Here is a 25,698-nt window from a genome sequence, read left to right as displayed (position 1 = left end):
TAGAACCTTCCTCCATGGCACTCACCACCATTTCGGTCCGCGGCGCGCGCGAGCATAATCTCAAGGGCGTCGACATCGACATTCCCCGCGACACGCTGACGGTGATCACCGGGCTGTCGGGCTCGGGCAAGTCGAGCCTCGCCTTCGACACCATCTATGCCGAGGGGCAGCGCCGCTATGTCGAGTCGCTCTCGGCCTATGCGCGCCAGTTCCTCGAGCTGATGCAGAAGCCCAATGTCGAGCATATCGAGGGCCTCAGCCCCGCCATCTCGATCGAGCAGAAGACCACCAGCCGCAACCCGCGCTCGACGGTGGCGACGGTCACCGAGATCTACGATTACATGCGCCTGCTGTGGGCGCGCGTCGGCGTCCCCTACTCCCCCGCCACCGGCCTGCCGATCAGCGCGCAGACCGTCAGCCAGATGGTCGACCGCGTGCTGGCGCTGCCCGAGGGCACCCGGCTGCTGCTGCTCGCGCCGGTGGTGCGCGGGCGCAAGGGCGAGTATCGCAAGGAACTCGCCGAGTGGCAGAAGGCCGGCTTCAGCCGCGTCCGCATCGACGGCGAGATGTATCTGATCGAGGAAGCTCCGGCGCTCGACAAGAAGTTCAAGCACGACATCGAAGTGGTGGTCGACCGCCTGGTGGTGCGCGACGATATCGGCACGCGGCTGGCCGAAAGCTTCGAGACCGCGCTCAAGCTGGCCGAGGGGCTGGCCTATGTCGACCTGGTCGATACCACGGTCGAGGCGGTGCAGGGATCGTCGGTGCGCGAGCTGCCCCAGCCGTTCCAGGCCGAGGGCGCCGATGCCGACGCGCCCAAGAAGAAGATGAAGGGCACCGGCCTGCCGCCGAACCGCATCGTCTTTTCGGAAAAGTTCGCCTGCCCGGTCTCGGGCTTCACCATCCCCGAGATCGAGCCCCGCCTCTTCTCGTTCAACGCCCCCCAGGGCGCCTGCCCTGCGTGCGACGGCCTCGGCGAAAAGCTCGAATTCGCCGAGGATCTCGTCGTCCCCAACCACGACCTGTCGATCAAGAAGGGCGCGATCGTCCCCTGGGCGAAATCCAACCCGCCCTCGCCCTATTACATGCAGGTGCTGGGCAGCCTCGCCCGCGAGTTCGGCTTCAGCCTCGATACGCCGTGGAAGGACCTGCCCGGCGAGGTCAAGCTCATCATCCTCCACGGCACCGGCGGCAAGCCGGTCACCCTCACCTTCGTTGACGGCCGCAAGAGCTACGACGTCAGGAAGCCGTTCGAGGGCGTGATCGGCAACCTCAACCGCCGCATGCTGCAGACCGAAAGCGCCTGGATGCGCGAGGAACTGGGCAAGTACCAGGCCAGCCACCCCTGCGAGGTCTGCGGCGGCGCCCGCCTCAAGCCCGAGGCGCTGGCGGTGAAGGTGGCGGGGCAGGACATTGCCTATGCCACCCGCCTCTCGGTGGTCGACGCGCTCGGCTTCTTCCAGTCGCTGCCTGAGACCTTCACCCCCCAGCAGCGTGAGATCGCCCGCGCGATCCTCAAGGAAATCGACGAGCGGCTCGGCTTCCTCAACAATGTCGGGCTCGATTACCTCAACCTCGATCGCACCTCGGGCACGCTGTCGGGCGGCGAGAGCCAGCGCATCCGCCTCGCCAGCCAGATCGGCAGCGGGCTGTCGGGCGTGCTCTACGTGCTCGACGAGCCCTCGATCGGCCTGCACCAGCGCGACAACGACATGCTGCTCGCCACCCTGAAACGCCTCCGCGACCTCGGCAACACCGTGCTCGTCGTCGAGCATGACGAGGATGCGATCCGCACCGCCGATTATGTGATCGACATGGGGCCGGGCGCCGGCGTCCATGGCGGCCAGGTGGTGGCACAAGGCACGCTCGCCGAGGTGCTCGCCACCAAAGGCAGCATCACCGCCGATTACCTCAACGGCACCCGCGAGGTGCCGCTGCCCGCCAAGCGCCGCAAGGGCAACGGCAAGAAGATCACGGTGCACAACGCCACCGCCAACAACCTCAAGGGCGTGACGGCCAGCATCCCGCTCGGCACCTTCACCTGCATCACCGGCGTCTCCGGCTCGGGCAAGTCCAGCTTCACGCTCGACACGCTCTATGCCGCGGCCGCGAGGGCGCTCAACGGCGCGCGCGTGCTCGCCGGCAAGCACGACAGGATCACGGGCCTCGAGAACTGCGACAAGGTGATCGACATCGACCAGTCGCCGATCGGCCGTACCCCGCGCTCGAACCCGGCGACCTATACCGGCGCCTTCACCAACATCCGCGACTGGTTCGCCGGCCTCCCCGAGGCGCAGGCGCGCGGCTACAAGCCCGGCCGGTTCAGCTTCAACGTCAAGGGCGGCCGGTGCGAGGCGTGCCAGGGCGACGGCGTGCTCAAGATCGAGATGCACTTCCTCCCCGACGTCTACGTCACCTGCGACGTGTGCCAAGGCGCGCGCTACAATCGCGAGACGCTGGAGGTGAAGTTCAAGGGCAAGTCGATCGCCGACGTGCTCGACATGACGGTGGAAGACGCGGTCGAGTTCTTCAAGGCCGTGCCGCCGATCCGCGACAAGATGGCGATGCTCGCCGAAGTGGGCCTCGGCTATGTCAAGGTCGGCCAGCAGGCGACGACGCTGTCGGGCGGCGAGGCGCAGCGGGTGAAGCTCGCCAAGGAACTGGCGCGCCGCGCCACCGGGCAGACGCTGTACATCCTCGACGAACCGACGACGGGCCTGCACTTCGAGGACGTGCGCAAGCTGCTGGAAGTGCTCCACGCGCTGGTGGAACAGGGCAACACGGTGGTGGTGATCGAGCACAATCTCGACGTCATCAAGACCGCCGACTGGATCCTCGACCTGGGCCCCGAGGGCGGCGTGAAGGGCGGCGAGATCGTCGCCGAAGGCACGCCGGAGCAGGTGGCGAAGGTGCCGGGCAGCTATACCGGGCGGTATCTGGCACCGTTGCTCAAGCCGCGGAAGGCGGCGAAGGTGGCGGCGGGGTGAGCGAAGCGCGTCGCCACGACCCCATGGAACGACGCATCGAGCAGGCACTGCTCGATGCCGGCATCGCCTTCGTGGACGACACGCATCCGGCCAACACCGCTCGGCTCGACTTCTACCTGCCGGAACACGATCTCTATATCGAAGTAAAGCGCATGCATTCGCCGCGTATCGCCGAACAGATGTCGCGGGTGGCGAACGTCCTCGTTGCGCAAGGACCAGAGGCCGTCGCTGCGCTGGCACGGATGATCGCACGGCTATGAAGCCGCTCTGAAAGGCGGCGAGATCGTCGCCGAAGGCACGCCGAAGCAGGTGGCGAAGGTGCCGGGCAGCTATACCGGGCGGTATCTGGCGCCGTTGCTCAAGCCGCGGAAGGCGAAGGCGGCGAAGGTGGCGGCGGAGTGAGGCTACTTGTCAGCGCCGTGCAAGCAGATAGAGTGAGAAGCAGACGCTAACTTACGGGCTAAGAGATGGCTGCACTGTTCATTGAGGAAATCGTTGGAAAGTTGAAACGCGGGGAGTTGCGCATCCCCGCGTTTCAAAGAGGGTTTGTCTGGAGCCCGGACGATGTAGCGTTCTTGATGGACAGCATCTACAAGGGGTATCCGTTCGGAAGCGTTCTCCTCTGGAGAACAAAGACGAAGCTTTCGCAGGAAAGAGACTTGGGGCCCTTCACGGTGCCGGAACCCACGGCAGATTACCCAATCGATTATGTGCTTGATGGTCAGCAGCGACTTACGTCTATTCTAGGTGTTTTCGCTGATGGGCTACCACGGTCTGATAAGGTCGAGTGGAAAGATATATATTTCGATTACGTTACATCTGATGACAACCAAACTACGCAATTCTCCGCCCTTGGTGACCATGAAGTCGACCCGGAGAAGCACTTCCCGCTGAAAATCATCTTTGACTCTTCAGAGTACCGTCGAGCCACTCGGGGCTTCGACGAGGATCTGGCCAATAAGCTAGATCAACTCCGAAAGCGATTCGAGCAGACGATGTTTCCATATTCAATGGTGGAAACAGAAGAGAAGCAGAAAATAGCGATTGTTTTTGAACGGATCAACCGGAAGGGCGTTCCGCTTGACACCTTCCAGCTCCTTTCTGCTTGGACCTGGAGCGAAGAGTTTGAGCTTCGTCAGCAGTTTGAGGAGCTTGCAGGCGAGCTTGAACCTTTTGGATTTGAAGCAATAGGTGACGACACAGACCTTTTGCTTCGCTGCACCGCCGCCGTTCTAATTGATAAGGAAAGCCCCGAGAGCTTACTTACCGTGACTGGAACAGAGGTCAGAGATATACTCTCGATTGTTCGCGGCGGGATACTCAAATCCATCGATTTTCTACGAGACAATTTGGGAATAGTTAAGTTTGCAAATCTCCCCTATCCGACGATCTTGATTCCATTGACTGCGTTTTTCGCGAGCTCGGAAGACCAGCAGATATCCTTAAACCAAGACCAAGTTGATGTGATTAAAAGATGGTTCTGGCGAGCTTCTTTTTCGCGGCGATACAGCAGTGCAACGAAACGAAACCTCGAACAGGACATCAAAGAAGCAAAACGCCTGAGAAACAATGAGCCAAGCACGCTCGGACATTTCGAGGTGAATATGTCACCAGACTTGTTCTTGGATCGGAGGTTCATAGCAGGAACGGTCGATACGAAATCGTTCATTCTAATGCTCGCAAATCTTCAGCCCAGATCAATCGTTAACGGTACACTTGTACACCTAAATCGAGTGCTTGCTGCGGGCAATAAATCAGAATTCCACCACCTGTTTCCCCAAGCATACCTTAAGAAGAATGGCATTGATTCTTCGAGAGTGAATTGCTTGGCAAACTTTTGCATGCTCTCAGCATCCGACAATAAAAAGCTTGGCTCAAAACCCCCTTCTGAATACAAGTCGAAGCTAAGCAGCGACGTGATCAATCTCCTTCCGAGCAACGCTATACCCGAATCACTTTTTAGCGACGACTTCGACATCTTCTTATCTGATCGATCTAATATGCTATACGAGACGGCTCTCCGCTTCATGGGGAAGCTATAGCGTCATCCCTAAGCGAGCAGTATGAGCGTTAGCGGTAGAGCAGTTGCTGTTCACTTGCTCTATGTTAAGCGACAGGTTAGTCGGTGGTGCTCGAGAGAGCTGCCGCTGCCTAGCCTGTAAGCCCTTTCTTCCTTCTCCCTTTTCGCGACATCCTCCGGCCATGCCTGAGGACGACTCCGATTTCCCGGAATACTACCCGGCACCGCCGGGGCCGATCCCCTCACCGGAAGCCTATGACGCATGGTTCCGCGCCAAGATCGAGAAGGCGCTCGCCGACCCCCGCCCCTGCATCCCGCACGAAGTCGTCATGGCGCAGGTACAGGCGATCCTCGACCGGCCCAAAAAGCCGCAGGACTGATGCCCCACCTCCCCACCAACCCCGCCCATCTCGGCCGCGCCGCCAGCGCCACCGTCGAGCCCGACTTCACCGGCCCCGACGGGTTCGAGGCCTATGCCGCCCGCCACGCCGCGGACGGGCGGGAGGCCCGACTGATCTCGCAGTTCGCCTTCTCGACAAGCCGGGATTCGTGGGAGATGCACCCGCACGGCGCCGAGCGGGTGATCTGCACCCACGGCGCCTGCACGCTCCAATAGGATCACGCCGACGGCCGCACCGAGCGCGTGACGCTCGCCCCCCGGCGACGATGCCATCCCACCGCCCCAAAAAAGAACAAACCAGCAACAAAACGCTGTCCTACAACCCCTCATCCGGCATATCTGGTGAGTCGCCTCGGTATTCGCAGGAGACGCCCGATGAACGCATCTGCCGACATCCGCCCCGCCCCCATCGACGGCGGCGGCGCATTCTCGCTCGATATGCTGGTCGATCATGCGCCGAGCGCCGCGCGCGCCGACGGGTGGACGGCCGCGCGGCAAAAGCGGTTTCTTCAGTTGCTCGCCGAAGGGCACACGATCACCTATGCCTGCGCCGCGATCGGCATGTCGGTCACCTCGGCCTATGCGCTGCGGCGGTCGGCGCGCGGCGCGGCGTTTGCGCTCGGCTGGCAGGCGGCGCTGCTGCTCGCGCGCGATCACCTCGCCGACCAGTTGCTCGAACGCGCGGTGCACGGCACCTGCGAGACGGTCACGCGCCCCGACGGCGCGGTCGTCACGCGCCAGCGGCACGACAACCGGCTGGCGATGCACATGCTCGCGCGGCTCGACCGGCTGGCAGAGGGCGCCGCGGGCGCGACCGATCATGCCGCCGCGCGGCTCGTCGCGACCGATTTCGAAGCCTTTCTCGAACTGGTCGAGCGCGAGGGCGGCCCCGCGCGGGCCGGGCTGTTCCTCGCGCGGCGGCTCGGCAACGCCGATGCGGCGCCCGCGCCCGACGATCTCGCCCCCGTCCGCGCGCTCGCCCGCGCCGATGCCTGGCTGCGCGATCGCCGCGCCGCCGATGCCGGGCTCGCCGATCTCGATCCCGCCGCGCGCGCCGAATGGACCGCGGCGCAATGGGCGCGGGCGGAGGCGGCGGGGCTCGTCGCGCTCGCGCCGCCGCCCGCCGCCGATACGTGGGAGCATCCTAAACTTCGTAAACTTCGCGCCGACGCCGCCCCCGTTCCGGCGCCCGCCGCCGATGCCGGTCCGGGTGCCGAAACCGGCGCCGATCGCCCGCCGGTGTGGTGGGACGACACGCTCGAGGAATGGCGCACCCGCTTTCCGCCCGCGCCCGGCTTCGACGGCGACGAAAGCGGCGATTATGGCGCCCCCGGCTATTCGCGCGAGCTGAGCGAGGCCGAGCTGGCGGCGGTCGAGGCGCCCTATCGCGCCCGGCTCTGTGTGCGCCGCACGCACGATGCCGCCGCGCGCGACGCCTGGTTCGCCGCGTGCGCGGTCGACGGCCCGGCGGCCGACCTCGCCGCCGACGCCGTGCTCCCGCCGATCCCCGACGCCGAAACGCCGCCGCCCGATCGGCTCAGCCCCGCCGATTTCGCGCCCCCCGCGCCTTCGCCGTCCGACGCGCCGCTGACGCGCGCCGATCTCGGCGGCCCGCCCGAACCCGCGCCGCGCGTGGTCGAGCCCGAGCCCGACTGGGCGGGCTTCGGCCCCGCAACCGCCGCCCCGCCCGCGCGCGGCGAGCGGGCCGACGCGGCGCCCGACGACGCGACGGATGACGAGGCGGACGACGACGAGGACGACGACGAAGAGGACTACGACGAAGAGGATTACGACGAGGACGACGACGGCGAGGATTACGACGGCGATGAGGACGACGGCGATGAGGACGACGGCGACGGCGATGCAGGCGCCGACGATGCCGCTGCGCCGGCCCCTCCCGCCGCTGCACGCCCCGGCGCCGGCGACCCCGCGCCCGACGGCGCCGCCCCTGCCCCCGACCCCGCTGCACCCGATCATCCGGACCGCCCAGCGCTGCCGCCCGGCTGGCGCCGCTTGTAATCGGCGGGGCGGCACCCCATATCCGTTTGGCTACAGTCGCAAATCGACGGTTACTGGTGCTTTGCGGCTCCGTTTTCCTTCCATCCCTGCCCCTGAAGCACGAGGTTTGCCCGCACGGGGCGCGCCGCCAATGTAAGGAAACACGCATGAGCATCACCGGCACCGTCAAGTTCTTCAATGCCGACAAGGGCTATGGCTTCATCGCGCCGGATACCGGCGGCAACGACGCCTTTGTCCACATCACCGCGGTCGAGCGCGCCGGCATGGCGACGCTTCAGCAGAACCAGCGCGTGCGTTACGATCTCGAGGAAGATCGCCGCGGCAAGACCGCAGCGGTCAATCTTCAGCCGGCCGACTGATCCGGACGCCCGGGCGCGCGTTTTCGCTTGGCGGATCGCGCGCCCCCGTTTCCGGTCGCCGTCCACATCGTCCGCAACTGGGCTGCTCGCGGCCCGCGAAGGGGACTGCCATGACCGAAGCCGAACTGTTCCGCTCCCGCGCCGACGAAGCCGCCGCGCTCGCCGCCGGCAGCGATCTCGACAATGTCCGCGACCGTTATCTCCGCGCCAAGGCGGCGTGGGAGGAAATGGCCGCGCGCTCCGAACGCGTCGCGACCCAGCGCGCGCGCAACGACGCCGAAAAGGCCGGGCGCCACTGACGCGCCGCTGACGCGCCCCTGACGCGCGACCGGCCGCGCGACCGCCAAGGCGCGCAGGCGCCGCGCACGCGTCGCCGATCGGCCGGACCCGGTCCGCCCGGGCTGCGGACGCCGCCGTCGGGCGCCGGCTTTTGCGGGGTCGCCCTTGTTGCGGCCGCGCGCACCGCCTATATTGGTGTTCCGGCAGCGCTTCGCCGCATATCGCGGCGATCGCCGGTCCTTCGGGAACCGAATGCGCTTCCGATCCTTATCCGCTGCAACGCGTCGGCCCCGGTTCGTCCGGACGATGCCGCGCATCCCCGGCGGATGGCGGCGGCGACGGCCCGATGGGGTCGCTGCGTCGCCTTTCACTGTAACCTGCACAGGAGCCTGAATGAACTTTTTCAATCGAGTCCACGAAACCCGTATTACCCGTACCGGCCTCAGCGCCATTTTCCCGCTGCCCAACCCCGCCCGCGCCGCCCTGGCGCAGCGCGCCGCCGAACGGGCCGTCGCCCGCGCCGCGGTGATCGAGGTGCTCGGCTAAACACCGGCTGCGGGAACGATTGGGGCAATCCACGCGGAACAGCGCGGCCGCACCGGCCGTTGGACGGGCATAATCCTGAAAAGCAAAAGGATTTTGCCCATGGCCGCGAATAGCCCTTCGTCCGGAAAATCTGCCCGTCCGTCCGCCGCCAGGGCCGCGGGCGGCACGCCGCTGTCGCCGCTGGCGATCGGCACCCTCTCGCTCGGCGCCGTGCTCGGCACCGTGGCGGCGGGGGCCTTTGCCGTGCTCCGGCTCGCCCGTCACCGCTACCGCGCCGGCGAACCGCTCGCCCCCGGGCCGCTGCATCCCACCGGCACCACGCCCGACGCGCCCCGCCGCGCGGCACGTTCGGCCGGCCCGGCGTCGGATGCCGGCGGGCATGTCCCCACCGATCTGATGCGCCCCGACCGTCCCGGCCCCGGCGACCGTGCCGTCGACGCCTTCCGCCCCGACCCCACCGCGCCCGTCCCCGCCGCCGAGCGCGACGCGCTCCGCCCCGCGGTGATCCCGGCCGGATCGTGACGCCGCGGCAACCTTTTCACCGCCCCGCGCATTGCCGACGGGGGGCCGAACCAGGAGGAACGAGGATGCGCACGCTGTTGCTGGGATTGATGGCCGCGGGAATGCTCGCCGGCTGTGCCGAGGGAGGCTATGGCCCCGAACGTGCCGGCGGCGGCTATGGCCGCTACGACTGGAATCGTCCCGATCCCAGCTATGGCGGCTATGACGCCGACCGCTATTATCGTGACAGCCCGCGTTACCGCGAGCGCCGCCTGTCGCAGCGCGACCGCGTCTATCGGGGTCGCGACGGCCGCTATTATTGCCGTCGCCCCGACGGGACGACCGGGCTCGTCGTCGGCGGACTCGCCGGCGGGACGCTCGGCGCCGCCATCGCCCCGGGCGGTTCCGAACTGCTCGGCGCGCTGCTCGGCGGCGCGGCGGGCGCGGCGATCGGCCAGTCGGTCGACAAGGGCGACGTCCGCTGCCGCTGAGCTGAACCGCAAGAGGGAGCGGGTTCGCGTAACCCGCTCCCTTCGCGGTTGCACAATGGTTACACTTCGGGGGGTGGGCATGACGCGGCCTGCGGTGTTTTATGGCGCGAGCCAGAATGACATCAGGGATCGCCCGCCACATGTTCAGCGTCCGTCGCCGCGCCGCCCTCTCCGCCACGGCTCTCCGTGGTCCTGCCTTGCTGGGCGTACTCGCCCTGGCGCTTGCCGCCTGTTCGGGGGGCGGATCGTCGCCCGCGCCGACCCCCAGCCCGACGCCAGCGCCGACCCCGGCCCCCTCGCCCAGCCCGACGCCGACGCCGGTCCCCAGCACCGCCGCGATCCAGGCGGCGATCGACGCCTCGCCCGTCGCCGACATCTATTTCGCGATCGGCACCCGCGACGGCGTCGTCTACACCTACCAGAAGGGCAAGGTCGGCCCGACGAGCGCGCTGCCGATCGCATCGGCGACCAAGATGCTGTCGGGCGTCACCATCCTCCGGCTGGTCGAGGCGGGGCGGATGCGGCTCGACGACCATCCGCAGAAATATCTCTCCTACTGGACCAGCGACCCCGCCGATCCGCGCAGCCAGGTGACGCTCCAGCAACTGCTCAGCTTCACCTCGGGGTTCAACTACAGCGAAATCGACCGCCAGTGCATCAGCGACGGCAGCACCACCATCGCCGCCTGCGCCCAGCAATTCTATACCCGCGGGCTCGACACGCCGCCGGGCAGCGCCTTCTATTACGGCCCGGCGCATCTCCAGATCGCCGGCGCGATGGCCGAGGCGGCGACGGGCAAGCCCTTTCCCCAGATCTTTCGCGAACAGGTCGCCGATGTGGCGGGGATGACCAGCGCCACCGGCTATGTCACCCCCAGCACGACCAACCCCCGGCTCAGCGGCGGCGCCGTCGCGACGCCAGAGGACTATATGCGCTTCCTCGCCGCGATGCTCGGCGGCCGCCTGCTGACCGATATCGCCAGCTACACCACCGATCGCACCGCCGGCGTGACCGTGCTCAACACGCCCGACGTCACCGTGACCGACGGCGAATGGCACTATGGTCTTGCCGCCTGGCACGAATGCGATGCCACGCCGTTCACCCCGGCCTGCGGCGCCGCGCGGCTGATCTCCAGCCCGGGCGCCTTTGGATGGACGCCGTGGATCGATTTCGACCGGGGCTATTGGGCGCTCGTCGCGATGAACGACGGCGTCGGCGGGTCGCAGCGCGGGGTCGCGCTCGAACAACAGCTTCAGCCGCTGATCAACACCTGGCTCGGCAAGCCGTAGCCTCGGCGGCGCCCGCGGCCGGCCTACAGCGTCAGCGTCAGTTCGCTGAAGGCGTAATGCGTGTCGCCGCGGGCGGGTGCGTTGGGCGCATCGGTCAGGAACCGGCCCTTGATCAGCATCGCGGCGCCCACGCCCAGCCGCAGCCGGTCGGGCATCAGCCAGCGGCGCAGCCGTGCGTCGATCTGCGTGCCGGCATAGCGGCCCGAAACGCCCTTGGCATCCTTGACGCCCGTGCCGGCAAAGCTGTCGGTCGCCGAGGCGAGCCACAGCGGTCGTACCGCCAGATAGCCGTCGGCGCGCTTGCCCGGCTTCACCTCGACGCGCGCCTCGACCGACTGGAGGTTGGCGCGCGCGATCGGGCCATAAAGGCTGCTCGGCCCATATTCGAACACCCGCGCCCCGAACAGCGTGTCGAACCGGCCATAGCTGCGCGCCTTGGTGTCGCCGCTGGCATAGTCATAGGCAAGCTGGATACGCGGCGACCAGGGCGCGGTAAAGCTGTGTCCCAGCGCCGCGTGGATGAAATGCGCGTCGACGGGCAGCGCGGCACGGTCGCTTGCCGCTGCGCTCGCATGCGTCGTGCCGCCCTGCCACGCGCCTTCGAACTCGAAATCGGTGCGGTTGCGCGCCGGCGCACGCAGCACCCGGCCGCCCACGGTCCACAACCGCCGGTTGCGCGTCGCGAAATTGGGCGCATCGCGTTCGACCAGCCGGTATCCGAACAGTTCGACACCGACATTGCCGACCAGCTTGGCCTTGTTCGCGTTGAACCCGAAGAACTGCTGCTCCAGCCGCTCGCGGTCGAGCTTGACGCGGTTGTCGTGGATACCGTCGCTGTCGTTGGGCATCCGGTCCTGCGGCATCGTCCAGAAGGCGGTGATCCCGCTGCCCTTCTCGGGACGCCAGTCGAAGCGCACGCCGGTATAGGCGTTGGTCGAATTGCGAAACGCCTGCCGCGAAACGAAGCGGCGCGACCCCAGGTCCATCGTCATGCGGCCCAGCGTCCACTCGGTCGTGCGGCCGGTCTTGACGGCGAGATAGGCCTGGACCGGCTCGACCGTGTCGACCTCGGTCGTCCCGATCGGCGCGTTGTCGTGCTCGAAATAGACGCGCGCATCCTCGATCTCGGCGCCGATCCGGACGGCGCCGGTCCTGTACTCGGCGCGAAGCAGCGTGCGCAGCATCAGCGCGCCGCTGTCGGGGGCGCCGGGGCGGAACTGGCCGTCGATCGTCTCGAAGCGCGCGCGGATGCTCGCGTCGAGCGTCAGCGGCCCCTCGCTCTTGCCCGGGCCGGTCTGGGCATGGGCGGGCAATGCCGCCAGCCACGGCAACGTCGTCAACGTCAGCGCGGACAGGCGCGCGGCGCGGGCAAGGCGGAGGCTGCGGTCGGCTTGGGGGGCGTGCATCACGTCGTCTCGTTCGCTGAAAGGATGGGGCCGGGCGGTGACCATCGGGGAGACCGTCGCCGTGCCCGAAAATTGACCCGGGTCAGCGCTTCATAGACGCCGCGGCGCCATCCCGACCGCAATCCTCCCCAAAAAAGCGTTTCGCCGCTACGGCATCGACGGATTGCATACCACGCATCATTGCGTGCCGCTTCTGCACCTGACCGCCCCCGGCGTCCTATAATGACGGGACCCCGTCCGCGGCGGATGGGGCACATCGTCACCGATGTTCCAGTTCATCCAGGGCACGAACACCTCCCCATGCTCGAAACCATAAACAACTGGCGCCTCGCCAAGAAGCTGCTGGTCGCCTTCGCCTCGCTCGGCCTGCTGGTCGGCGGGCTCGTCATCAACGGCTTCGTGTCGAACCACACGCTGACGGCGATCGCCGAGCAGCATGTCAGTCAGGGCGTCAACTCGATGGCCGAACTGACCGATCTGGTCAGCGACATCAAGGAACGCCGGATCATCGTCTACAGCTATTACGCCGCCGCCGATGCCAAGGATATGAAGAGCCTCGAAGAGCGCCTCGCCAAGAACGAGAAGACGCTCCAGGAGGATCTCGCCGATTATCGCAAGGTTGCCGGCGACGATTTCGCGCCGGAGGTTTCGACGCTCGAACGGCTGATCCAGTCGCTCGTCCAGGTCGACCAGTCGATGTTCGGGCTGCGCCGCGGCAACGATCTTCCCGGGGCGCTCAAGGTCATCAAGGGCGACGGCAAGAATGCATCGCAGGCCGCCCGCGAGCAGACCGAAAAGCTGCTGCGCATGTCGCGCGAGCGCGCCGAGGCCGCGAACGTCCAGGGCCACGCCACCAGCAACACCGCCACGCTGGTCACGACGCTGCTGTCGCTGCTGACGCTCGGCGGGCTCGCCGCGATCTGGCTGGTGATCGGCCGCACCGTCGCCGCGCCGATGGCCGAGTTGAGCCACGCCACCGAAACGCTCGCCAATGGCGGCAATGCGCCGGTTCCCCATTGCGAGCGCGGCGACGAACTGGGCGCGATCGCACGCGCGGTCGAACAGTTCCGCGCATCGGCCGCCGCCCGCGCCGAGGCCGACCATCGGCTGGCGCAGGAACAGGCGGCCGTTACCCGTGCGCTGCGCGACAGCCTGGCCGCGATGACCGCGGGCGACCTCACCGCCGACATCCGCGCCAGCTTCCCGCCGGCCTATGAGGAGATCAAGGCCAACTTCAACAGCGCGCTCGCCGCGCTGCGCGACCTGATCGGGTCGGTGATGGAAAGCACCACCTCGATCCGCACCGGCTCGGCCGAGATCGCGCAGGCGTCGGAAGACCTTGCCCGCCGCACCGAATCCAACGCCGCCAGCCTCGAGGAAACCTCGGCCGCCGTCACGCAGATGGACGGGCGTCTCAAGGCGACCGCCGACGCGGCCAAACAGACCGTCGGCCGTGCCGACGATGCGATCAACACCGTCGCCAACGGCCGCAGCACCGCCGACGAGGCGGTGGGCGCGATGACCCGCGTCGCCGAAAGCGCCAAGGGCATCGACAGCGTGATCGAGGGCCTCGACAAGATCGCGTTCCAGACGCGCGTGCTCGCGATGAACGCCGCCGTCGAGGCCGGTCGCGCGGGTGAGGCTGGCCGCGGCTTCGCCGTCGTCGCCGACCTGGTTTCGGCCCTCGCGATGCGCTCGGAAGAGGAAGCGAGCCGCGCGCGCGAACAGCTCACCGCGACCCAGTCGGACATCGTTTCGGCGGTGGAAATGGTGAAGAAGGTCGACGAGGCGCTCGCGGAGATTTCGGGCGATGTCGGCGAGGTCCACAGCCTGCTCGACAATATCGCCCGCGACAACCAGGCCCAGTCCTCGGCGATCTCGCAGGTCAGCGTCGCGATCGGCACGATGGACCAGTCGACGCAGCAGAATGCCGCGATGGTCGAGGAAACCTCCGCCGCCGCACGCAACCTGTCGAACGAGGTGGCGCAGCTTGCCGAACAGGCATCGCGCTTCCGCATCGGCGAAGCGGCGCCGGCTACCGCCGCGCGTCCGTCGCCCGCCCCCCGCGCCGCCGCACCGGCGCGCGCGGCAGCCAATGGCAGCAAGCCCTATGTCTCGCCGGTCAAGCCGCTGGCGATGAACGGCGCCGCCGGCAACGACGACTGGACCAGCTTCTGACGCTGCGGCGGCTGCATCGGCGAAAGAACGAACGGGCGGGGCGCAATCCCCGCCCGTTCTGTTTCGGAGCACTGTCAGCGTCTGCCTGTCAGCACCGACTGCGCCGCCGCAGCGCTCAGGCGGCTCAGGCGGCGGCGCCGTGCCGCCGCGCGGGCTTCGCCACCAGTCGCTCGAAATCCTTTTCGGCCAGCGCGCGCGAGAAGAAATAGCCCTGCATCTGGTTGCATCCCGCGCGCTCCAGGAAGCGGCGCTGGTCGCCCGTCTCGACGCCCTCGGCGGTAACGGTCAGCCCCATGGCATGCCCCAGCGTGACCACCGCCGACACCACCGCCCCCGCCTCTTCACCCTCCCCCAGATGCTGGACGAAGCTGCGGTCGATCTTGATCTTGTCGACCTTGAACCGCTGCAGATAGCTGAGCGACGAATAGCCCGTGCCGAAATCGTCGAGCGCGATCCGCATACCCGCGCGGCGCAGCAGCATCAGCGCGTCGCGCACCTTGTCGTCGTCGTCGATCAGCACCGTCTCGGTGACTTCCAGCTCGATCTGCTGCGGCGAAACCCCCGCCTCGCGCACGATCGCCAGCATGCGCTCGGCAAAGCCCGCCGCGCGGAACTGAACCGGCGACAGGTTGACCGCGATGAACAGTTCAGGCCAGCGACGCGCCGCGGCGCAGGCGCGATGCATCACCCATTCGCCCAGCGGCAGGATCAGCCCGGTCTCCTCCGCGATCGGCACCGCCTGTTGCGGCGAGACGCTGCCATGCAGCGGGTGCTCCCAACGCAGCAGCGCCTCTGCCCCGACGATCTTGCCCGCATCGTCGACCAGCGGCTGGAAATGCAGGTCGAGCCCCTCGCCGCTCGCCAGCGCACCGCGGAGGTCCTCCTCGATCGTGCTGCGCATCCGTACCTTGGCATCCATCGCCGCGCTGAAATGGCGGAAACAGTCGCGTCCCTCGGCCTTTGCGCGATAAAGCGCGATATCGGCGCGGCGCATCAGTTCGACGCGGTCCGAACCGCCCTGCGGCGCCTGCACCACCCCGATGCTCACGCCCACGAACGCCTGGTTGCCCAGCACGTCGAACGGCGCATGCACCGCGTCCAGGATCCGCCGGCACAGATCGTCGATCGCCCCGCGATCGGCATCGCCCGCCGCAAGGATCGCGAACTCGTCGCCGCCCAGCCGCGCCAGCAGATCCTCGCTGCGCAGCATCGCCGAAAGCCTAGAGCCGAATTGCTGGATCAGCGCGTCACCGGCCTGATGGCCGAAGGTGTCGTTGACATGCTTGAAGCGGTCGAGGTCGAGCAGCATCATCGTGAAGCCCCCGCGCCCGCGCCGCATCTGCGCCAGCGCATGATCCATCCGGTCCTCGAAACACGCGCGGTTGGCCAGCCCGGTCAGCATGTCGTGATACGCGATGTGCTGCGCCTCGGTCTCGCTCGCGTGCAACTGCACCATGGTCCCGTGCAGCCGCCGCGTCGTCCGCAGCAGCCAGCCGCACACCACGGCCAGCAACGCGGCGATGAACGCCCCGCCCACAACGGCCAGCGGCACCAGCGAGGCGAGCACCGCCGTTCCCGGCAATTCGGGGCGCCACACGAAATAGCCCACCGTCTCGCCCCGACGATTGTGCAGCGGCACCTGTGCCTCGCCCGCCGCCGTTGCGCCGACAGGCGAGATGCGCGGCGCTTCGATCAGGTCGCGCTCGGTCAGTTCGGCCAGAAACGCCGGCCCCAGATAGCGCAGGCACAGCATCACCGGTGCCTCGCCCGGCAACAGCCGCTCGGCGGGGGTCAGCGGGGCGATCCGCATCGCGCTCACCACTGCCAGCCGTCCATCGATGCGGATCAGGTCACCCGTGCGGACCGCCCGCGGCGGCCGTCCGGGAATGACGGGAGGCGCGGGCCGTTCGGTGCGCAGCTGCGCGATCAGCGGCGCGAGCGCTGCACGGCGCGTCTCGAACCGCTCGGGCGCCACGCCTGCACCTGCCATCATCGCATAGAGCGGCCGGTCCCTTGCATCGAGCACGAACATCTCGTCATGGCCGAACAGGTTGTGCAGCCAAACGCCCGCATTGTCGTCGAGCCATTTGCGGTTCTGCGCCGCGGTGCGGATGCGCTCGATCAGTTCGTCCCAGATCGCGACCGTTTCCTGCTGCCGCGCCAGTTCGTCACCGCTCAGCGTGATTGCCTGTTCGGTCACCCGGAACTGGCGCGCGGTCGAGATATCGTCGCTCTGCGCGGCCGCCCAGTAAAGACCGACGCCGATCATCGCAAAGATCACCAGCATGGCCGTCCCGATCGGAACGATCACCCAGGCCCTCAGGCCGACCGCCAGTTTGGAACCCTGCAACAACGACGCATCCTCCGGATCGGCTTTTCCAGCCTGTTAGCGTCGTTATGGTTGGGCTCGACTTTCCGTGGACTTCCGCACTTGTCCTTAAGGTGTCCGCCCGTCGCGAAATCCGCCGCAGAATATCCTCCGACTGTTTCCGCTAGGGACAAGTACGGGCTGGGGCAGCAATATTAATCGAAGCAAGACAGAAGCATAGCGCGCGCACGCTGTTCAGCAATCAAAACGCGAATCCGGCTATTCAACGCGTTGTTCGTCTATATACTGCAATATTGAAACCACACGTCTCGGGTCATGGAGGAAAAGGATGTCGCAACCCAACGAAACGAACCTGATCGAACTCACCGCCGATATCGTTTCGGCGTTCGTGTCGAACAATCGCGTCGGTGTCGAGCAATTGCCGCAGTTGATCCGTTCCACCTATGAGTCGCTTCAGGCGACCGAGACGCCCGCCGCCGCTGCCGAAGAACCGGCCGAGACGGTGTTCGAACGGCCCGTTTCGGTGCGCAAGAGCCTGGCGTCGCCCGACGTCATCATCAGCATGATCGACGGCAAGCCATACAAGATGCTCAAGCGTCACCTCGCCACGCACGGGCTGACGCCGGAGGAATATCGTCAGCGCTACAAGCTGCCCGCCGACTATCCGATGGTCGCGCCCAACTATGCCGCGTTCCGCCGCGAAACCGCGGTCAAGCTCGGCCTCGGTCGTGCGCCGACGCGCACGCGCAAGGGCGGTCGCGGCAAGGGCGGCGCCGGCGAATAACCGGGACGGAAAAAGGGTGCGGGAACTGCGCGGTACCGGGGAATGGAGGTCGCGCAGCTCCCGCTTCCGGGGATCAGAGCGGCGCCAGCCAGCGCCGCTCTGCCTCGGAAAACACACGGCCGCGCGTCAGGAAACGCACTTCGCGGCCATTATCCAGGCTGAACATCCCGCCGCGTCCGGGCACGACGTCCAGGATCAGTTGCGTATGCGCCCAGGCTTCGCCCTGCGCGCGACCGATGAACACCGGCGCGCCGCCCACCGCGCCCAGCAGCACGTCGTTCGCGCCGGTGCGGAATTCGCCGGCCGGATAGCACATCGGTGACGATCCGTCGCAGCAGCCGCCCGACTGGTGGAACAGGATCGGCCCATATTCGGCCTGCAATTCGACGATGAGCGCGAGCGCGGCCGGCGTGGCGACCACGCGCGCCACCCCTTCCGTGCCCGCACCCGTCGTCATGGCCGCTCCCCGCCCCGGCTCAGTGGCGCATGTCGAGGACGACGCGGCCCTCGATCTGCCCCTTGTGCATCCGGTCGAACACCGTGTTGATGTCGTCGAGTCGCGCCGTCTCGACCGTTGCCTTGACCTTGCCGTCGGCGGCGAAGTCGAGCGATTCCTGCAGGTCGAGCCGCGTGCCGACGATCGATCCGCGCACGGTGATGCCGTTGAGCACCATGCCGAAGATGTTGAGCGGGAAATCGCCCGGCGGCAGGCCGTTGAGCGTGATCGTGCCGCCGCGGGCGACCATGCCGACCGCCTGCTCGAACGCGCGCTCGCTCACCGCCGTCACCAGCACGCCGTTCACGCCGCCGCCGGTCTCGCGCTTGATGACCGTCGCGGGATCCTCGTTGCGCGCGTTGACCGTGATCGTCGCGCCCAGCCGGCGCGCGAGGTCGAGCTTGGCGTCGTCGATGTCGATCGCCGCGACGTTGAGGCCCATCGCGCGGGCATATTGCACCGCCATGTGGCCCAGCCCGCCGATGCCGGAGATCGCGACATAGTCGCCGGGCTTGGTGTCGGTCATCTTCAGCCCCTTGTACACCGTCACCCCGGCGCACAGCACGGGCGCGATGTCGATGAAGCCGACGCTGTCGGGCAGGTGGCCGATATAGTTCGGATCGGCGATCACATAGTCCGCAAAGCCGCCATTGACCGAATAGCCGGTGTTGAGCTGGCTCTCGCACAGCGTCTCCCACCCGCCCAGGCAATGCACGCAGTGCCCGCAGGCGGTGTAGAGCCACGGCACGCCGACGCGGTCGCCTTCCTTCACATGGCGCACGCCCGCACCGACGGCGGAGACGAAGCCGACGCCTTCGTGCCCCGGGATGAACGGCGGCTTGGGCTTGACCGGCCAGTCGCCCTCGGCGGCGTGGAGGTCGGTGTGGCACACGCCCGATGCCTGGATCGCGACCTGGATCTGGCCGGGGCCGACTTCGGGAATGGGAACTTCGTCGATGGTGAGCGGCTGGCCGAATTCGCGGACGACGGCGGCTTTCATGGTCTTTGCCATTGCAACGCTTCCTTTGTCTCGTTTGCCAATCATGGCCCCTGCCGCGGCGGCTGACCGGAGCCGCGCGGCAGGGGGACGCACCCCGTTAACGCGGGGACGAACGGGGTGCGGGGGTGCGGATCAGAAGAAGCCGAGCTTCTTCGGGCTATAGCTCACCAGCATGTTCTTGGTCTGCTGGTAATGGTCGAGCATCATCTTGTGCGTCTCGCGCCCGATGCCCGACTGCTTGTATCCGCCGAACGCCGCGTGCGCCGGATAGGCGTGGTAGCAGTTGGTCCACACGCGCCCGGCCTTGATCGCGCGGCCGAAGCGATAGCAGGTGTTGGCCTCGCGGCTCCACACGCCCGCGCCCAGCCCGTACAGCGTGTCGTTGGCAATGTGCAGCGCCTCGTCGGCGTCCTTGAACGTCGTCACCGACACCACCGGGCCAAAGATCTCCTCCTGGAAGATCCGCATCTTGTTGTGGCCGCGGAACACGGTCGGCTGGACGTAATAGCCGCCCGAAAGCTCGCCGCCCAGATCGGCCGCCGCGCCGCCGGTGAGCAGCTCGGCGCCTTCCTGCCGGCCGATGTCGATGTACGACAGGATCTTCTCGCGCTGTTCGGACGAGGCCTGCGCGCCGATCATCGTCGCGGGGTCGAGCGGGCTGCCCTGGACAATCGCCTTCACGCGGGCCAGCGCGCGCTCCATGAAGCGGTCATAGATCTTCTCGTGGATCAGCGCGCGGCTCGGGCAGGTGCAGACCTCGCCCTGATTGAGCGCGAACATCACGAAGCCCTCGACTGCCTTGTCGAAGAAATCATCGTCCTCGCGCGTGACGTCCTCGAAGAAGATGTTGGGCGACTTGCCGCCGAGTTCGAGCGTCACCGGGATCAGGTTCTCGCTCGCATATTGCATGATCAGCCGGCCCGTCGTCGTCTCGCCGGTAAAGGCGATCTTGGCGATGCGGTTCGACGAGGCGAGCGGCTTGCCCGCCTCCAGCCCGAAGCCGTTGACGATGTTGAGCACGCCCGGCGGCAGCAGGTCGCCGATCAGTTCGGCCCACACCAGGATCGATGCCGGCGTCTGTTCGGCGGGCTTGAGCACCACGCAATTGCCCGCCGCGATCGCGGGGGCGAGCTTCCACGCCGCCATCAGCAGCGGGAAGTTCCACGGGATGATCTGGCCGACGACGCCCAGCGGCTCATGGAAGTGATAGGCGACGGTGTCGTGGTCGATCTCGCTCAGCCCGCCTTCCTGCGCGCGGATGCAGCTCGCGAAATAGCGGAAATGGTCGATCGCCAGCGGCACGTCCGCCGCCATGGTCTCGCGGATCGGCTTGCCGTTGTCCCACGTCTCGGCGATCGCCAGCTTTTCCAGATTGGCTTCCATCCGGTCGGCGATGCGGTTGAGCACGCGCGCGCGCTCGGCCGGGGCCGTCCGCGCCCAGCCGTCGGCCGCGGCGTGCGCGGCGTCGAGCGCCTTTTCGATGTCCGAGGCATCCGAACGGGCGATCTCGCCCACCGCCTTGCCGTGGATCGGCGAGAAATTGTCGAAATAGCGTCCGGCCTGGGGGGCGACCCAGCGCCCGCCGATGAAGTTCTCGTAACGCTTGGCAAAGGGAGCGATTAGCGCACCGGCGGCGCCGGCAACGGGCATATCCATTGTGCCTGGTCCTCTTCCTGGGGGTTGCTGCGCCCTTCTCGGCGGGCGCTTCACTGACAATCCTAGCCGCGGGCGCGTGCGCGGGAAGCGGCAGCGCCGACGTTACGGCTCCCGACTGTCTCACCGTTGAGACAGTCGGCCGCGACACGCCGGCTCACGGCCGCAACCCGGCCCGCGCCATCCGTCGATACAGCGTCGCACGCCCGATCCCCAGCAGCCGGGCCGCCTCGCTCGCATTGCCGCCCGCCTGCGCCAGCGCGCGGCGCAGCACCGCGCGATCGCCGTCGCCGAACGACGGCGCCTCGCGCGATCCCAGCAGTTGCTCGACCGGACGCGGCTCGATGAAGCGTGCCTCGCCCAGCCCCAGCTTGAGCCGCGCCGCGCGCGTCGCGCCGACCACCAGCCCGTCGCGATCGGTGGCCAGCAGCGCGGTGCCGCTCGCCGCGTCGTCGGCCAGGAAGATGATCCGCGCATCGGCGAAATGGCGGCAGAAATAGTCGCGCTCGATCCGCCGCGCCGCCTCGCGCACCAGCCCCGCGATCATCTCGGCGAGCGCCGGGCCGTGATCGTCGCGGCAACTCGACACGTCGAGCGCGGCGACGAGCTGGCCGTGCGGGTCGTGCACGGGCGCGTCCATGCAGCTGATGCCGATGTTGCGGCTGGCGAAATGCTGGTCGCGATGGATGACGACCGGCTGGCGTTCGAACAGGCAGGTGCCGATGCCGTTGGTGCCCTCGGCGTCCTCACCCCAGCGCGCGCCTTCGCTCAGCCCGGCGCGGGCAAAGATCTCACCGTCCGACTCGGCGACGCGACGCTCCAGGATCACGCCCTCGGCATCGCTCAGCATCACGCCGCACCCCGAACGCCCGACCGATCGGAACATCTGGTCGAGCACCGGCGCCGCGACCGCCAGCAACGGCTCGCGCTCGGCCCGCCGCTGGGCGAGCGCCGCGGCACCGATCAGGTCGCGCTTGGGGGGGGATGCCGGGTCGAGCCGGTGGCGCAGCGCCGAACGGCACCACGATGCCGCGATCGGCGAGACCGCGGCGCTGCTCGCCGACTGAACCGCGCCGAGGACGCGCTCGGCATGGCGATTGCTGCCCATGTGGGTCATGCGTTCCTCTCCGCCACGCAGCATGATTGCAGCGGACGGAAAGGTCAAATTGGATGAATCCCGGATCTGCGTCCGGATCTCGCGATCCGGACGCAGCGCCCATGCCGATCTGTCGGACGTCCTCCGCCACCGCGATCCGCCCCACTCGGCTCGAGCAGGCGGCGGTTCCCCGGTGTCCGGCAAGGACGGCAGGGCGGGCCGGTATGGGCCGGCTCCCCGCGCACGGCGCTCGCCACCCCGGACGGCGCGCGCATCCCCCGCGCGGACGGGAACCGGAACCGCCATGGCACAGGGGGATGCAGCGCGCCGGACGCGCACCGCTTGCTCCGCGCGCCTAAGCGGGCTAGCCCGTAACGAGTCAACCAGCGCGATGCGCCTGAGACAGGCTGGCCCGAAATTGAGACGAAATTCATGGAACCCCGCGTGAAACCGGCCAATCCGGTCCCGGGTTTCACCTTCGACGGCACCGGACACCCGCCGCAGGAAGCACTCGAGGTGTGGCGCGCGGCGGTCCGGCTGCTGTTCGATGTCGAGCCGCTGGGCATCCGCCCGTTCAACGCGACGGTGAACAGCTACAAGATCGGCCCGATGCTGTTCGGCCGCGCGCGGTCGACCGCCCAGCGCTTCATCCGCGACGAACATGTGCTGGCGCGCGGCGGCGACCATCATGTGCTGATCCAGCTCTACGTGAAGGGCGGCTATCGCGGCACCGCGGGCAGCGCCCCGATCGAGATCCGGCCCGGCGACATCTGCGTGCTCGACCTGGCCAGCACCTTCCGCACCGAAGCCGATGCGTTCGACAATCTCAACATGGCGGTGCCGCGCACGCTGCTCGGCGCGCGGCTGCCGAACATGGAGGGGCTGCACGGCCTCGTCCTGCCGCGCGAACGCGGGATGACGCAGCTGCTCGGCCGTCACCTGCTCGCGATGGACGAGATCGTTCCCGAGCTCGAGGCGGAGCAGGCCGACGATCTCGTCGACGCTACCGTCGCGCTGCTTGCCGCGACGCTCCGCCGCGCGGTCTACAAGCGCGGGCGCAGCGAGGCGGTCGACGATTCGGTCGCGCTGGCGATCCGGCGCTATATCGACGCCAACCTCGCCGACCCCGCGCTCGGCGCCCCGGCGATCGCGCGGCGCTTCGGCGTATCGCGCGCGACGCTCTACCGGCTGTTCTCGCGCTATGGCAGCATCGCCGATTATATCCGTCGCGAACGGCTCCGCCGCGCCTTCCAGGATCTGCGCCAGGGTTCGGACCGCCGCGTTCATGTCGGCCGCGTCGCGCGGCGCTGGGGGTTCGGCAGCGATGCCAGCTTCGCGCGCGCCTTTCGCGCGACCTATGGCATGAGCCCGACCGAGGCGCGCAGCGCCGCCGCGGCCGCGACGGGGGGCGAGGCATCGGCAAGCCGTTCCAACCCGCTCGTCGACTGGTTCGCGGCGCGGGCCGATGGCGACCATGCGGTTGACGACGCCAAGCGGGGATAGGCAGTGCCCAAGGATTCGTTGCTTCCGCGCGCGACGCTCTAAAATAATCTTGTGTGCCGGTTCGCCGCGCCGTGCGCCCGTCCTGCGGGGGGCACGGATCGTCGGCCGGTCCCCGTCCCCCCTGGGGCGGGCGCCAGCATAAGGAAGCGTCGCCCATGCCGTTGTTCGATTGCCCCGCCCCGCTCCCCGCCCGCGGCATGCCCTGCCGGATCGCGGCGATGCGGGTGCCGGGCTAGACCCATGGCCGCCGACAACCCCTTCCCCCGCACCGACTTCGCCCCCGAACTCGACGTCGCGCTCGCCGGTCTCGCGGCGGCGCGGGCGGCGTGGCGTGACGGTCGCCACGGCCATCCCGGCCGACCGCCGGCGGCGCATTTCCCCGCCCCCGCCGCGCTCGCCACCGCGATCCACCACCTCGCCGCAGCACTCTACCCGGTACGGCTCGGCGGCTATCGCGGCGATGTCGCGGGCGAGGACGGCTTCGTCGCCGAACGGCTGGCACAGGCGCTCGCGATCCTGCGCACCCAGATCGCGCGCGAGCTCGATTATTGGCAGGCCGAAAATGACGCGGCGTTCGACGAGGATCAGGCCGAACGCATCGTGCGGCTGTTCGCGCACACGCTCGCCGACGTCCGGTCGCTGATTGACAGCGACGTCGAGGCCGCGTTCGTCGGCGACCCCGCCGCCCGCAGCACCGACGAGATCCTTATCAGCTATCCCGGCGCGATCGCGATGCTCCACCACCGCATCGCGCACGAGCTGCACAAGCTCGGCGCCGCGATCGTCGCGCGGATCATCTCCGAACTCGCCAACGCGCGCACGGGGGTCGACATCCATCCGGGCGCGACGATCGGCCCGCGTTTCTTCATCGACCACGGCACCGGCGTCGTCATCGGCGAGACCGCGATCATCGGCGCCAATGTCCGCGTCTATCAGCACGTCACGCTCGGCGCGCGCACGCCGCTGGGGCTCGCCCCCGTCGGTCCGCGCGACCGCTATGCGCGCCACCCGATCGTCGAGGACGACGTGATCCTCTATGCCGGCGCGACGATCCTCGGCCGCGTGACGATCGGCCGCGGCAGCACGATCGGCGGCAATGTCTGGCTGTTGCGCGACGTGCCCGCGGGCAGCGTCGTCGTCCAGCCCGAGGCGATCCGGCTCGATCCGCTCGCCGGGCGCGAACTCGCCGCCGAACTGCGCGGAGGACAGCCGTGAACGCGCCCTTCGCCCCGCGCTTTCCCGCGCTCCGTCGCGCCGGCTGCGCGCCCGAGCGTCCGCCGCGCCCGGTGGTCGGGGTACTGTGCTGCAACGAGACCACCGATCGTCCGATCCAGGCGGTCGCCAGCCGCTTCATCGAGCCGCTCGGCGCGCTGTCGGGCGCGACGGTGCTGCTCGTCCCCGCACTCGCCGATGCGGCAGATATCTGCAGCCTTGCCGCCCGGCTCGACGGGCTGCTGCTCACCGGCTCGCGCTCGAATGTCGCGGCGGCGCGCTATGGCGGCTGCCCGCTCGCCGAGGACCGGCTCGACGAGCAGCGGGACGAGGTCGCACTGGCGCTCGCCGGGTGCATGATCGAACGCGGCAAGCCCGTGTTCGGCATCTGCCGCGGGCTTCAGGAGCTGAACGTGCTGTTCGGCGGCACGCTGCGCGGCGACCTCGACGCACATCTGCGCCATGCCCCCGGCGCGGGCTATGACGCGCTGTTCGAACACGGCCATGACGTCGCCTTCGCCGATGACGGGCTGCTCGCGCGCGCCACGGGCGCCCGGCGGCTGACGGTCAATTCGGTCCACGAACAGGGGATCGACCGGCTCGGCGGCGGGCTGTCGGTCGAGGCGATCGCGGTCGACGACGGGCTGACCGAGGCGTTCTCGGCGAACCCGTGCGGCGGCCCGGTGGTCGCGGTGCAATGGCATCCCGAATGGAACGCCGCCGCCACGCCCGAAGGCCGCGCCTTTTTCGGGCTGTTCGGCGACGCGCTGCGCACCCAGGCGCAGCGGAGCTGGGCGGCCGGCTGCTAGGCGTCAGCCGTCGAAATCGTCGGCCAGGTCCATGAAGCTGCGCGCCGCTTCGCGGTCGGCCGCGGCCTCGAACGCATCGTCGGGCGCCGGTGCCGCGCCGAGCATATAGAGCAGCGCCCACAACCCGAACCGGCGCCCGCGGTCCTGTTCCAGCCCGAAATCGACGCGCAGCCGGTCGAGTCCGGTTTCCAGCGCGCCGGGCGCGATCGCGCCGATCTCGGCAGTGCCGAAATAGCGCAGCAGCAGATCCTCGAAATCCATCGCCGCGCTCTGGGCGATCCGCGCGCCGGGGGCAAGCCGCCCCGACGCAAGAACGCCGTGGCGCGCGGGCACCACGGCGT

The 25,698-nt window shown here is 68.1% G+C and carries 24 protein-coding genes; 17 read left to right on the top strand and 7 right to left on the bottom strand.

Annotation, left to right across the window (positions count from 1 at the left end):
* Window positions 1-14: 14 nt before the first annotated feature.
* The 12 genes from uvrA to ACT3CF_RS15810 all read left to right on the top strand — a co-directional run bounded on the left by uvrA (window position 15) and on the right by ACT3CF_RS15810 (window position 10,891).
* Complete coding sequence (gene uvrA, locus ACT3CF_RS15865; protein WP_478424393.1) at window positions 15-2,987, top strand: excinuclease ABC subunit UvrA; 2,973 nt, start codon at window positions 15-17, stop codon at window positions 2,985-2,987.
* Complete coding sequence (locus ACT3CF_RS15860; RefSeq protein WP_478424391.1) at window positions 2,984-3,247, top strand: hypothetical protein; 264 nt, start codon at window positions 2,984-2,986, stop codon at window positions 3,245-3,247. The genes uvrA and ACT3CF_RS15860 overlap by 4 nt, the downstream gene beginning before the upstream one ends.
* Window positions 3,248-3,454: 207 nt before the next feature.
* Window positions 3,455-5,029: a GmrSD restriction endonuclease domain-containing protein gene (locus ACT3CF_RS15855; protein WP_478424389.1), complete on the top strand. Its 1,575-nt coding sequence runs from the start codon at window positions 3,455-3,457 to the stop codon at window positions 5,027-5,029.
* A 160-nt stretch (window positions 5,030-5,189) separates the two neighbouring features.
* Window positions 5,190-5,387, top strand: a complete 198-nt coding sequence (gene relB / locus ACT3CF_RS15850; protein WP_478424387.1) for a type II toxin-antitoxin system RelB family antitoxin — start codon at window positions 5,190-5,192, stop codon at window positions 5,385-5,387.
* Complete coding sequence (locus ACT3CF_RS15845) at window positions 5,387-5,623, top strand: hypothetical protein (RefSeq protein ID WP_478424385.1); 237 nt, start codon at window positions 5,387-5,389, stop codon at window positions 5,621-5,623. Before relB ends, ACT3CF_RS15845 begins: the two co-directional genes overlap by 1 nt.
* 159 nt (window positions 5,624-5,782) lie before the next feature.
* The gene (locus ACT3CF_RS15840; RefSeq protein WP_478424384.1) at window positions 5,783-7,426 is read left to right on the top strand and encodes a hypothetical protein; all 1,644 of its coding nucleotides are present in this window, start codon (window positions 5,783-5,785) and stop codon (window positions 7,424-7,426) included.
* A 146-nt stretch (window positions 7,427-7,572) separates the two neighbouring features.
* Entirely contained in the window at window positions 7,573-7,785 is a 213-nt protein-coding gene (locus ACT3CF_RS15835) for a cold-shock protein (RefSeq protein ID WP_478424382.1), read from the top strand.
* Between the two features lie 110 nt (window positions 7,786-7,895).
* Window positions 7,896-8,084 carry a hypothetical protein gene (locus ACT3CF_RS15830; protein WP_478424380.1) on the top strand — a complete coding sequence of 63 codons (189 nt, stop codon included), beginning with the start codon at window positions 7,896-7,898 and terminating at the stop codon, window positions 8,082-8,084.
* Window positions 8,085-8,457: 373 nt separating this feature from the next.
* Window positions 8,458-8,610, top strand: coding sequence for a hypothetical protein (locus tag ACT3CF_RS15825; RefSeq protein ID WP_478424378.1), 153 nt, complete (start codon window positions 8,458-8,460; stop codon window positions 8,608-8,610).
* Between the two features lie 99 nt (window positions 8,611-8,709).
* Window positions 8,710-9,132, top strand: a complete 423-nt coding sequence (locus tag ACT3CF_RS15820; protein ID WP_478424376.1) for a hypothetical protein — start codon at window positions 8,710-8,712, stop codon at window positions 9,130-9,132.
* Window positions 9,133-9,197: 65 nt separating this feature from the next.
* Entirely contained in the window at window positions 9,198-9,602 is a 405-nt protein-coding gene (locus ACT3CF_RS15815; RefSeq protein ID WP_478424374.1) for a glycine zipper 2TM domain-containing protein, read from the top strand.
* A gap of 116 nt (window positions 9,603-9,718) precedes the next feature.
* Window positions 9,719-10,891, top strand: a complete 1,173-nt coding sequence (locus tag ACT3CF_RS15810; RefSeq protein WP_478424372.1) for a serine hydrolase domain-containing protein — start codon at window positions 9,719-9,721, stop codon at window positions 10,889-10,891.
* A 23-nt stretch (window positions 10,892-10,914) separates the two neighbouring features.
* Here the strand turns inward: ACT3CF_RS15810 and ACT3CF_RS15805 are convergent, their stop codons facing one another.
* The gene (locus tag ACT3CF_RS15805; protein ID WP_478424370.1) at window positions 10,915-12,297 is read right to left on the bottom strand and encodes an alginate export family protein; all 1,383 of its coding nucleotides are present in this window, start codon (window positions 12,295-12,297) and stop codon (window positions 10,915-10,917) included.
* A gap of 300 nt (window positions 12,298-12,597) precedes the next feature.
* Between ACT3CF_RS15805 and ACT3CF_RS15800 the strand changes: the two genes are divergently transcribed.
* Window positions 12,598-14,475, top strand: a complete 1,878-nt coding sequence (locus tag ACT3CF_RS15800) for a HAMP domain-containing methyl-accepting chemotaxis protein (RefSeq protein WP_478424368.1) — start codon at window positions 12,598-12,600, stop codon at window positions 14,473-14,475.
* A 124-nt stretch (window positions 14,476-14,599) separates the two neighbouring features.
* Here ACT3CF_RS15800 and ACT3CF_RS15795 read toward each other — a convergent pair whose 3' ends face one another.
* Window positions 14,600-16,825, bottom strand: a complete 2,226-nt coding sequence (locus tag ACT3CF_RS15795) for a putative bifunctional diguanylate cyclase/phosphodiesterase (RefSeq protein ID WP_478424366.1) — start codon at window positions 16,823-16,825, stop codon at window positions 14,600-14,602.
* Window positions 16,826-17,132: 307 nt separating this feature from the next.
* Here ACT3CF_RS15795 and ACT3CF_RS15790 point away from each other — a divergent pair, with 307 nt between their 5' ends.
* Window positions 17,133-17,588, top strand: a complete 456-nt coding sequence (locus tag ACT3CF_RS15790) for a Ros/MucR family transcriptional regulator (protein ID WP_478424364.1) — start codon at window positions 17,133-17,135, stop codon at window positions 17,586-17,588.
* Window positions 17,589-17,661: 73 nt separating this feature from the next.
* Here ACT3CF_RS15790 and ACT3CF_RS15785 read toward each other — a convergent pair whose 3' ends face one another.
* From ACT3CF_RS15785 to ACT3CF_RS15770, 4 genes are all read right to left on the bottom strand, one after another.
* A complete protein-coding gene (locus ACT3CF_RS15785) occupies window positions 17,662-18,045 on the bottom strand; it encodes a DUF779 domain-containing protein (RefSeq protein ID WP_478424362.1) in 384 nt (127 codons plus the stop codon).
* Between the two features lie 19 nt (window positions 18,046-18,064).
* Window positions 18,065-19,096 carry an alcohol dehydrogenase AdhP gene (gene adhP / locus ACT3CF_RS15780; RefSeq protein WP_478424360.1) on the bottom strand — a complete coding sequence of 344 codons (1,032 nt, stop codon included), beginning with the start codon at window positions 19,094-19,096 and terminating at the stop codon, window positions 18,065-18,067.
* A 120-nt stretch (window positions 19,097-19,216) separates the two neighbouring features.
* Complete coding sequence (gene adh / locus ACT3CF_RS15775; RefSeq protein ID WP_478424473.1) at window positions 19,217-20,734, bottom strand: aldehyde dehydrogenase; 1,518 nt, start codon at window positions 20,732-20,734, stop codon at window positions 19,217-19,219.
* Between the two features lie 160 nt (window positions 20,735-20,894).
* Entirely contained in the window at window positions 20,895-21,854 is a 960-nt protein-coding gene (locus ACT3CF_RS15770; RefSeq protein ID WP_478424358.1) for a GAF domain-containing protein, read from the bottom strand.
* 423 nt (window positions 21,855-22,277) lie between these two features.
* Between ACT3CF_RS15770 and ACT3CF_RS15765 the strand changes: the two genes are divergently transcribed.
* The 3 genes from ACT3CF_RS15765 to ACT3CF_RS15755 all read left to right on the top strand — a co-directional run bounded on the left by ACT3CF_RS15765 (window position 22,278) and on the right by ACT3CF_RS15755 (window position 25,357).
* Window positions 22,278-23,336, top strand: a complete 1,059-nt coding sequence (locus ACT3CF_RS15765; protein WP_478424356.1) for a helix-turn-helix domain-containing protein — start codon at window positions 22,278-22,280, stop codon at window positions 23,334-23,336.
* A 240-nt stretch (window positions 23,337-23,576) separates the two neighbouring features.
* Complete coding sequence (gene epsC, locus ACT3CF_RS15760; protein WP_478424354.1) at window positions 23,577-24,551, top strand: serine O-acetyltransferase EpsC; 975 nt, start codon at window positions 23,577-23,579, stop codon at window positions 24,549-24,551.
* A complete protein-coding gene (locus ACT3CF_RS15755) occupies window positions 24,548-25,357 on the top strand; it encodes a gamma-glutamyl-gamma-aminobutyrate hydrolase family protein (RefSeq protein ID WP_478424352.1) in 810 nt (269 codons plus the stop codon). Before epsC ends, ACT3CF_RS15755 begins: the two co-directional genes overlap by 4 nt.
* 3 nt (window positions 25,358-25,360) lie before the next feature.
* Here ACT3CF_RS15755 and ACT3CF_RS15750 read toward each other — a convergent pair whose 3' ends face one another.
* Window positions 25,361-25,690, bottom strand: coding sequence for a hypothetical protein (locus ACT3CF_RS15750; protein ID WP_478424350.1), 330 nt, complete (start codon window positions 25,688-25,690; stop codon window positions 25,361-25,363).
* Between the last annotated feature and the right edge of the window lie 8 nt (window positions 25,691-25,698).

It is taken from the genome of Sphingomonas chlorellae (assembly GCF_056485145.1).
The sequence above is the reverse complement of the archived record's forward strand: the minus strand, read 5'-3'. Positions and strand labels throughout refer to the sequence as shown.

Excerpts from the sequence above, each read along its gene's own strand:
- relB (WP_478424387.1), top strand. The coding sequence starts at position 5,190 with ATGCCTGAGGACGACTCCGATTTCCCGGAATACTACCCGGCACCGCCG.
- ACT3CF_RS15855 (WP_478424389.1), top strand. The coding sequence starts at position 3,455 with ATGGCTGCACTGTTCATTGAGGAAATCGTTGGAAAGTTGAAACGCGGG.
- ACT3CF_RS15825 (WP_478424378.1), top strand. The coding sequence starts at position 8,458 with ATGAACTTTTTCAATCGAGTCCACGAAACCCGTATTACCCGTACCGGC.
- ACT3CF_RS15805 (WP_478424370.1), bottom strand. The coding sequence starts at position 12,297 with ATGCACGCCCCCCAAGCCGACCGCAGCCTCCGCCTTGCCCGCGCCGCG.
- ACT3CF_RS15835 (WP_478424382.1), top strand. The coding sequence starts at position 7,573 with ATGAGCATCACCGGCACCGTCAAGTTCTTCAATGCCGACAAGGGCTAT.
- ACT3CF_RS15815 (WP_478424374.1), top strand. The coding sequence starts at position 9,198 with ATGCGCACGCTGTTGCTGGGATTGATGGCCGCGGGAATGCTCGCCGGC.
- uvrA (WP_478424393.1), top strand. The coding sequence starts at position 15 with ATGGCACTCACCACCATTTCGGTCCGCGGCGCGCGCGAGCATAATCTC.
- adhP (WP_478424360.1), bottom strand. The coding sequence starts at position 19,096 with ATGGCAAAGACCATGAAAGCCGCCGTCGTCCGCGAATTCGGCCAGCCG.
- ACT3CF_RS15820 (WP_478424376.1), top strand. The coding sequence starts at position 8,710 with ATGGCCGCGAATAGCCCTTCGTCCGGAAAATCTGCCCGTCCGTCCGCC.
- ACT3CF_RS15840 (WP_478424384.1), top strand. The coding sequence starts at position 5,783 with ATGAACGCATCTGCCGACATCCGCCCCGCCCCCATCGACGGCGGCGGC.
- ACT3CF_RS15830 (WP_478424380.1), top strand. The coding sequence starts at position 7,896 with ATGACCGAAGCCGAACTGTTCCGCTCCCGCGCCGACGAAGCCGCCGCG.
- ACT3CF_RS15785 (WP_478424362.1), bottom strand. The coding sequence starts at position 18,045 with ATGACGACGGGTGCGGGCACGGAAGGGGTGGCGCGCGTGGTCGCCACG.
- ACT3CF_RS15790 (WP_478424364.1), top strand. The coding sequence starts at position 17,133 with ATGTCGCAACCCAACGAAACGAACCTGATCGAACTCACCGCCGATATC.
- ACT3CF_RS15800 (WP_478424368.1), top strand. The coding sequence starts at position 12,598 with ATGCTCGAAACCATAAACAACTGGCGCCTCGCCAAGAAGCTGCTGGTC.
- ACT3CF_RS15810 (WP_478424372.1), top strand. The coding sequence starts at position 9,719 with ATGACATCAGGGATCGCCCGCCACATGTTCAGCGTCCGTCGCCGCGCC.
- adh (WP_478424473.1), bottom strand. The coding sequence starts at position 20,734 with ATGCCCGTTGCCGGCGCCGCCGGTGCGCTAATCGCTCCCTTTGCCAAG.
- epsC (WP_478424354.1), top strand. The coding sequence starts at position 23,577 with ATGGCCGCCGACAACCCCTTCCCCCGCACCGACTTCGCCCCCGAACTC.
- ACT3CF_RS15770 (WP_478424358.1), bottom strand. The coding sequence starts at position 21,854 with ATGACCCACATGGGCAGCAATCGCCATGCCGAGCGCGTCCTCGGCGCG.
- ACT3CF_RS15845 (WP_478424385.1), top strand. The coding sequence starts at position 5,387 with ATGCCCCACCTCCCCACCAACCCCGCCCATCTCGGCCGCGCCGCCAGC.